5 protein-coding genes are annotated in these 5170 nt (G+C 63.1%); 1 reads left to right on the top strand and 4 read right to left on the bottom strand.

Features of this window, described 5'->3' with window-relative positions:
- Window positions 1-3 precede the first annotated feature (3 nt).
- Entirely contained in the window at window positions 4-201 is a 198-nt protein-coding gene (locus CQ040_RS20395) for a PhzF family phenazine biosynthesis protein (protein ID WP_308736915.1), read from the top strand.
- A gap of 21 nt (window positions 202-222) precedes the next feature.
- Here the strand turns inward: CQ040_RS20395 and CQ040_RS20390 are convergent, their stop codons facing one another.
- The 4 genes from CQ040_RS20390 to CQ040_RS20375 all read right to left on the bottom strand — a co-directional run bounded on the left by CQ040_RS20390 (window position 223) and on the right by CQ040_RS20375 (window position 4742).
- Window positions 223-1068, bottom strand: a complete 846-nt coding sequence (locus tag CQ040_RS20390; protein WP_105528709.1) for a PhzF family phenazine biosynthesis protein — start codon at window positions 1066-1068, stop codon at window positions 223-225.
- Between the two features lie 32 nt (window positions 1069-1100).
- Window positions 1101-1457: a nuclear transport factor 2 family protein gene (locus CQ040_RS20385; RefSeq protein WP_258131747.1), complete on the bottom strand. Its 357-nt coding sequence runs from the start codon at window positions 1455-1457 to the stop codon at window positions 1101-1103.
- A gap of 208 nt (window positions 1458-1665) precedes the next feature.
- Window positions 1666-2268, bottom strand: coding sequence for a GNAT family N-acetyltransferase (locus CQ040_RS20380; RefSeq protein WP_105528710.1), 603 nt, complete (start codon window positions 2266-2268; stop codon window positions 1666-1668).
- Window positions 2269-2492: 224 nt separating this feature from the next.
- A complete protein-coding gene (locus tag CQ040_RS20375; RefSeq protein ID WP_181157125.1) occupies window positions 2493-4742 on the bottom strand; it encodes a helix-turn-helix transcriptional regulator in 2250 nt (749 codons plus the stop codon).
- Between the last annotated feature and the right edge of the window lie 428 nt (window positions 4743-5170).

Below are 5170 nucleotides of genomic sequence, written 5' to 3'. Positions count from 1 at the left end.
CCGGTGGGGCGCATCACTGAAGACCCGGCGACAGGCTCAGCTGCCGCTGCAACCGGTGCCTATCTCCGGGCGCACGGCTTCTCTGGGCAGACGATCCACATTCGCCAGGGGCGGCACGTTGGGCGCCCGAGCGAATTGCCCGTCACGATTCCCGACCGTGGCGGCATAGGCGTCGCTGGCGCCGCTACCCGTATCGGGTGAGACGCGGCCGGCCACCGGTCGTCACGAACGAAGCGGGAGAAGGTCCGCGACCGCGATGATGTGCACCATTCCGCCGACTTCAACAAGGCCATCGGTGGAGATCTTCGTCATTATTCGGCTCGGCCTCCCCGTGAAGCGGCCTTGATGAATGTGTACGGTTTCGCCGTGACGGGTGAGTTGCTGGTTGTGGAGGTATGAGGCGACGGGGCCGGCAGCGCTTCCGGTGGCGATGTCCTCGACCACTCCGTCGGTATCCCAGGTGCGTCCTTCTCGCGCGCCCACATCCAGGAGGTAGACGAAGGCGGCGCCCACCTCCGAGAGCCGCGGTTCGAGACCGCCGCGTTGTCGAGCGCGCGCGAGCCCCTTCGAGGTGACGGGAAGTATCAGATAAGGCAACCCGGTGCTGATGACCTGCGCAGGGTATCGCTCGTCTCGCTCGCTAGCGAAGGCTTCGGCAAACCACTGGGCAGTGCCCGCGCTGAGCTCGGAAGTGAGCACCGCTGGCCCCTGATTCATCACTGCTTCGATTCCGTCGCCGGCGCGGCGCGTGGTGACGGGCACGTCATTTGCGTTCAACCTGAGTCGCCACCGTTTTGGGCTTCGGTTTCCGTCGAGGTGGTGGAGAAGTGCCGCCGCGCCGAGGACGGGGTGACCGGCAAATGGAAGCTCCTCTTCCATCGTGAAGACGCGTGTCTCGAAGAGCTCCGGCTCCGCCGTCGGTTGGAGAAAGGATGTTTCGAACTGTCTCAGCTCTTGGGCTAGAGACTGCATGAGGTCAGCGCTCAGCCCCGAGGAGTCGGGGAAGACCGTGAGTCCGTTGCCAGCAAGGGGACGCTCTGCAAAGACATCTACCAACCAGTACCGCAAGAATCCGTCCTTCCGTCGTCCCTTCAGAGTCGCTAGTCGGATGCGATGACGGTCAGAGGGCGGCGCCAGTCAGGGCGCTCGTCTCCACCGACCGATATCCAGTACTCGCGTCCATGAGTCACCTTGCCGTCCGAGACCGTCCACAAGGACACCGCCCGAAACACCCCCACTCCTTCGTGGGGAACTTCGACTTCGCTGACGACCGTCTCCGCGCCTGCGATGACTCGCAGTACCCGGATGGCCCAACCTTCGGGGTACTCCGACTGCACGGCGACGAAGTTGTCTCGGCCCAGTATCAGCTCATTGGACGCAGGCCATTCCACGACAAGATCTTCAGCGAGCAAATCCGTCAAACCCACCCAGTCTCGCGCATCGATTCGCGACCACATGGCGTGGATTGCATCTTCACTAGACGTCGTAGACATTTTCCAACAGTTCCTTTGTTCAACCTGATGCGGGGTCACCCTTTCCGACTTCGACTTCCGTCAAGGTGGCGATCGATTGCCGTTGCGCTGAGAACTAGTCCTTTCTTCGTCCCGCTCGACACTGCCCACGTGAGCGGTCGGCTACTGCAGGTACGACATGTCAGCCTGGCGCTCACCGTCGTCGGGCCAGTCTCGCTTCGAGGTTCGCCCGGACTGCGGGCCACTCCGGCTCGATGATCGAGTACTCCACGCTGTCGCGCCGTGCACCGTTGCGGTAACGGCTCATGGCGCGCATCACGCCGTCCTGCTTGGCGCCGAGACGTTCGATGGCCGTGCGCGACTGGAAGTTCACCCACTGGGTCGTGAGACCGACGCGGAAGACCCCGAGGGTCTCGAAGGCGTGGCGGAGCAGTAGCAGCTTCGACTCGGCGTTCGTGCCGGTGCCGTGTGCCGAAGGCCGGTTCCAGGTGAAGCCGATGTGCAGCCGTGGCACATCGGCGACGATGTCGTAGTACGACGTGAGCCCCAGGATGCGACCGGAGGCGTCGAATGCGGTGAAGGGGATCATCTCGCCCTTCTTGATCAGCCCGATGCGTCGCTCGACCTCTGCGGCCACGCCGTCGGGCGTGGGGACCGACGTGTACCACGCCGTCTTCCACAGATCGCCCTCCTCCACGGCCTCGATCAGTCCCTCGACGTGCGCGATGTCGAGGGGGCGGAGCTCGACGAGTTCGCCGGTGAGTGTGACGGGGGAGGGGGCGAGGAGGAAGGTCATGACCATATTCCATCCTTCTCCTTGACTTCATCGGTGAGTGGAAGAGGGGCATCGCAACGCTGGGGAGGATTGCGATGCCCCCGATGGGCACTGTGGAAGGAGGGTAGCCTTCCACGCCCGCTCCTCAACACGGATCCCCTCCGCGGATGGAGCAGCCTCGATCATCTCGGGCACCGGCGCGGCGGACGATACGTATCTCTGCTTACCCCCGAACCTCGCGGACGCTAGCCTTCGAGGTCATCGAGTGCTTGAACGATGTCGTGCCTACTCTTGATACCCAGCTTCATGAGTATCCGGCCGACGTGCACACTCGCGGTCTTCGTCGAGATTCCGAGGTTGCCGGCGACCTCGCTGTCGGTTGCCCTCAGGGCGACGAGCCTTGCCACCTCGAGTTCTCGTGGGGTGAGGAGCTGGTGGGACCGCACGCCTGTCGGTTGCGCCTGCAGGCGGCGAATCGCACGCGCCAGATCACGGGGGAGGTCGGATGTCGGCACGGAAGCGGCAACGGCTTTGGACTCGAGCGACAACCCCAGAGCGCTGAGATCGAGAGCCACTTTCGCGACCGCTCGTTCATCACGTTGTAGCTGTGCCCGCCGGAGCCGGTCGTAGAGAGCCAACACGCCGTCATATGCCTCGAAGGTGACATCCTCCGAAGGCATCTCCGGTTGGCGGTCGGCGTTCATCCGGATCAACGGAACGTCGCACAGTAGCTCGAGCGCGTGAAGATCAGCGCGGTGCGCCTCCCGTTTCGCGTGCAGCCAGGCTTCCTCCGCATCCAGCGCCGGAAGCACGGCGATCTTCGCGAGCGACGATGACGCGAGTGCGATGGCGAACAGCCGGAACGGTTCGACAAGCGGCGATGGGCTGACGCGAGACCTCGCGCGCTTCAGGTGCTCCGAACTCGTCGTCGCGTCGCCCAGCGCGGCTGCGCAGAAGGCTGCGACTGCTTCGATGACGGGATAGTACGTCGGCGCATTGTTTTCGAGTCCGGGTAGCAGGTCAAGGAGCAGCGAGTAGCCGACGCCGACACTTCCTTCACGGATTTCGATGAATGCCCAGAACAACGTCTGATGATTCGGATCGGTGTCTCCTGGGGCGATCGTGGATATCGAGTCCTTCACCTGGCTCAGGTCTGAGGCTGCCAGCAGACAGAGAACTCGAAACTGTCGCACGAAGAACTCGTCAAGCGCACTCTTGTCCTCGATCTGCTGTGCCCTGGCGAGCAGGTCGAATGCGTGCGAGGGCCTTCCGTCGATGAGGTCGCGTGCGGCAGCCACCTGGAGAGCTCGGGACTCGGTGAGAGTTTCAGGAGGGGGAGGGTCCGACAGGATAACGGCGTCCTGGGCTTGCCGCCTCAGGAGAGCTCGGTAGGACCTCAGGATCCGACCGCTTGGTTCGGCGGCCTGAGAGACGATCGCGATGGTGTAGTCCAATGCCATCGACGCGGGGCTATCCGATCCGTATCTGAACTCCGCGAGGGCGAGAGCTATGCCTGCTGCCTCCATGCCCGCCAGATCGCCGCTGGACAGGATCGTCATGAGCTGTTCTTTGACAGCAATCGAATCCCCCGCCCGCATGTGCTCGAGTAGCGATTGCACGTCGTTTCCCTCGTCGATGTCGTAGTCGGCCGCCGACCGCAGCGCGTCCCTCGCGGCTTCGGATGACGCAGCTATCGCGGAGAATCGCGCTGCTGCAGAGGGGGCAAGCACGAGACCGTTCTCGACCGCCCGACTGATCGCTGCGATGATGAGCCTGAGCCGTTCGGGGCCTGTGCGTAGAAGGATGTCCATACCGACGGCCTCCCCACCCACGAATGAAACCATCCCGGTGCCGGGGTCGAGGAAGACGTGGAGGTCGTCCTCTGCGTCGGCGAGCGCGTCAGAACCCACCAGCTCCCGGAGCGCTTCCGGCTTCGTCTCCCGCAGCACCGCAAGGAATCGACCGATTGCGGAGCCGCTGAGTCCTTTCGAGAGTTCCCAAGCCGACATCGTGATATCCGTCGTCGAACCGAAGGCGGCAAAGCCCGGTGAGAGTCTCAGGTTCTGATTCAGCTCCCACGTGTCGACGAGCCATCGGATCGATCGGTACGAGCCCGAGCTGGCCGACAGAAGCCACTGGACATCTTTCTTGAGTGGCTCCGCGCCGAGTCGTCGTGCAACGACCTCTCGAAGCACTTCACTGCTCACATCGGGCATTGCGAACGTGGGGATATCGATGCCCAGCGAAGAGCGCGAGACGTAGTAGACCGCGGTCCTGCCCTGGCGGGACAGGGCGTCGAAAACTCTCAGCGAGGAAGCGTCGGCGAACTCCGCGTCCTGAATGATCACAGATAGGCGCGGAGGGAGAGCCTCGCGGAGCTTCTTCGTCAACTGATGGGCGGAGACGTCGGGATCGATCACCGCGGCCAGATCGAGATATCGAAGAGTCTGCAACCGGTGGCCGCCGTCTTCCGGCAGAGCTCGGATCTTCCACACGGGCGACGTAGGCAGTAGCAGTGTCGCGATTTCCTCGGCAAGTCGAGTTCGACCACTCCCGGGTTTCCCGGTTATCGAGAGAGTGTTTCGGCGCCGGGCAATTGTGGCGCAATGATCGAGATCTTCCGCACTCACAGGTGCCGGCCAATGGTGCATTGATCCTGACATCGTCCTGCCCATCCATCCTCGATTGTGGTTTCTGTTCTGTCCGCGTCCGCGCATATCGCGGCCATCTCATGCGGAAAGATCGAAGTGACTTGAGCCGACCGTACCCCCTTATCCCCACCATCGACCAAGAGCCCGCCAGCGCGGACGGAAGCGGCGGTGGACGTCTGAGTCCGCTGGCGTCAGACGAGATGACGGTGTAGGTAGGGATGCGTAGGCCTCGCGGCTTCGTCGTGAGAAAGGATCAGATGTCTTCCTCCACG

Origin of the sequence: Microbacterium sp. MYb54, assembly GCF_002979515.1 — a bacterium.
Classification (GTDB): Bacteria; Actinomycetota; Actinomycetes; order Actinomycetales; family Microbacteriaceae; genus Microbacterium.
Note: the sequence above shows the minus strand (reverse complement) of the source record. Positions and strands in the feature narration are given on the sequence as shown.

Bases quoted from the DNA above. Each gene is read 5' to 3' on its own strand.
- CQ040_RS20385 (WP_258131747.1), bottom strand. From the start codon at position 1,457: ATGTGGTCGCGAATCGATGCGCGAGACTGGGTGGGTTTGACGGATTTG.
- CQ040_RS20380 (WP_105528710.1), bottom strand. From the start codon at position 2,268: ATGACCTTCCTCCTCGCCCCCTCCCCCGTCACACTCACCGGCGAACTC.